The sequence below is a fragment of the Streptomyces fuscigenes genome, from assembly GCF_021556455.1.
In the GTDB taxonomy this organism is placed as follows: Bacteria; Actinomycetota; Actinomycetes; order Streptomycetales; family Streptomycetaceae; genus Streptomyces; species Streptomyces fuscigenes.
The window spans coordinates 1-2,337 of the sequence record NZ_JAKGCV010000642.1 but is presented as its reverse complement, the minus strand read 5'-3'; the positions used below and the strand labels follow the sequence as shown (position 1 = coordinate 2,337).

Sequence of the window (2,337 nt, the reverse complement as noted above, 5' to 3'; positions counted from 1 at the left end):
GGGCGCGGGCGCGGGCTCCGGCTCGGGGGCCCAGGGGGCACGGGCGCCGCCGGGGAGGGTGGCGGGCGGCGTCACGCCGCCGTTCCACGGGGAGGCCGCCAGCGCCGCGCTCAACTCGCCCGATTCGTCGGTGACTTCGCCGGTCGCGAGCGGGATGCGCCACTGGCCGGTGCCCTCGCCCCGAGCCTGCTGAGCGGGTGCCTCGGGAGCGGGTGCCTGGTCCGCGGCGCCGTGCCCGGCCGGGTCCGGCGCTTCGGGGCGGGCCCCGCCGGGTGCGTCCGTGGCGGCGGTGAAGTTCCAGTGGCCCGTCGCGCCCGGGTCGTGGGCGGGTGCCTCGTGGCCCTGCCCGGCGCCCGCGTGCGGGTCGTGCGCCTGCGGGTCGTGCGGGGCCGCCCCGTGCGCGGGCGCGCCCTGACCGTAGGGGTCGTGCGCCGGTGCGCCCTGGCCGTAGGGCGCGTGGCCGTACGGCGCCTGCCCGTAGGGGGCCTGGCCGTAGGGAGCCTGCGCGTACGGGTCGTGGGAGCCGTACGGCGCCCGGTACTGCTGCGGGTCCTGGGGGCCGCCCGCGCCCTGCGGGTCCTGGTCGCCCGCGCCGGGGTCCTGCGGGGCGTACGGGTCCTGCCCGTAGGTGCCGGGGTACTGCTGCCCGGCCTCGACCTGCGGGTCGGGCAGGCCCCAGGTGCCGGCGACCGACGGGTCGGGCTGGAGCGGGGTGATCATGGGCGGCACGTATCCGTGGCCGGGTGCGGCGAGCGGGGCGTCCGCGTCGTCCTCGGGCGGCAGCTGGACGAAGGCCGTGGCCTCCGCGTCGTACTCGCCGCCGTGCGGGACGGGCCGCCACATGCCCTCGGCGCCCTGCCCCGGCTCGGGCCAGTCCTCCGCGCCGCGGGCGGGCTCCGGCCAGTCGTCGGCGCCCTGCCCCGGCTCGGGCCACTCGTCGGCGCCGCGCGTCCCGCCTGCGCCGCCTGATGCGTTGTCGGTCACGAGAGCGCCCTCCCCAGGGCTCGCCGGGCCAGCGTGGCGACGGTACGCCGCAGGTGCGCCACGGCCGGCGAGGGCCCCGGCGCCTCTCCCCCGTCGGCGGGCGGCAGCGGGTCGGGCACGCAGGCCGCCGCGACGTACTCCCCGAAGGCGCTCAGCGCCTCCTGCGTCAGGCCCCGGGCGCCGTCCCAGTCGATGAGCGAGGCGATCCACCGCTCCGCCTCCAGGGGCCGCAGCGGCATCGGCGCGACGGCTCCGACCGCGCAGCGCACCCCGCGCCGCGCCGGGTCGAGCACGACGGCGACGGAAGTGGTGGCGCGCCCCGGGCCGGTGCGGCCCGTCGCCTTGAGGAAGACCTGCGGGGCGTGCAGCAGCGGCACCCGGACGAAGCCGATGAGTTCGGCGGGCGCCAGCATCTCGCGGCCGGCCAGCAGGTGCGTCACGGGGATCTCGCGGCGCGCGCCGCCGGGGCCGGCGACGACGAGGTCGGCCTCCAGGGCGGCGAGCACGGGCAGCGTGTCCCCGGTCGGTGCGGCGGTCGCGATGTTGCCGCCGAGCGTCCCGGCGTTGCGGATCTGCGGCGGGCCCGCGGCGCGCGCCGAGGCGGCGAGGGCGGGGATCAGCGCGGCGAAGTCGGGGCGGCCCATGCGGGCGTGGGTGAGGCCGGCGCCGAGCAGGGCGTGGCCGTCCTGGTAGTGCCAGCCGCGCAGCTCGCTCATCCGGCCGAGGCCGACGAGCGCGGCAGGTCTCAACAGGCCCCTGTTGACGGACGCCATGAGGTCCGTCCCACCTGCGACAGGCACCGCGGCGGGCATGGCCGCCAGCGCCGCCACGGCCTCGTCGAGCGAGGCAGGCAGCGTCACGGACTGTGCTGTCTGCGGTGCGTGCGTGGTCAACCCAGCTGCCCCTTTCCGGTGTCCCGGCAGTCCCGCCTGTGTGCCGTACCGTACGTGCTCACAGCCCGGACGTGGCAACTCTGGCACATCTTCCGAGCCGCTCGACGCGAGGGTCCGCGAAGGACGCATCCGTCCGCCGAAGACCGGAAAGGGTCGTTCCGTCCACGTGTTGGGCATTGTGGGCGCATCGGTGCTTTGGCAACTCGCCGGGCCGCAACGGGTGGTTCGTCCCCGTGGCATGTGTGCCGGTTTCCCCGGCCCGTCGCGGTTCTCCCTCCGTTCGCGACGCTTTCGCCTTCCGTTCAGCGTGCCGGGGCGGCCGGGCGCGCGACGCTGTTCGCACGGGCGGGCCCCGCTGTTCGAAGGCCCGGCCCGGGGGCGGGGGCACGCGCCGTCCGTTGACGCGAGGCCCCGGCCCGGGGCCCGTTGGCGCGGACCTGCCCCCGGGGCGGGCTGGCCC

The 2,337-nt window shown here is 78.3% G+C and carries 1 protein-coding gene and 1 pseudogene; both read right to left on the bottom strand.

From position 1 onward, the window contains the following. Positions 1-984, bottom strand: a pseudogene (locus L1885_RS27285) (hypothetical protein); the annotation flags it as partial. Continuing rightward, entirely contained in the window at positions 981-1,877 is an 897-nt protein-coding gene (locus L1885_RS27280) for an FAD binding domain-containing protein (RefSeq protein WP_235799823.1), read from the bottom strand. The pseudogene L1885_RS27285 and the gene L1885_RS27280, both read right to left, overlap by 4 nt. Positions 1,878-2,337 lie beyond the last annotated feature (460 nt).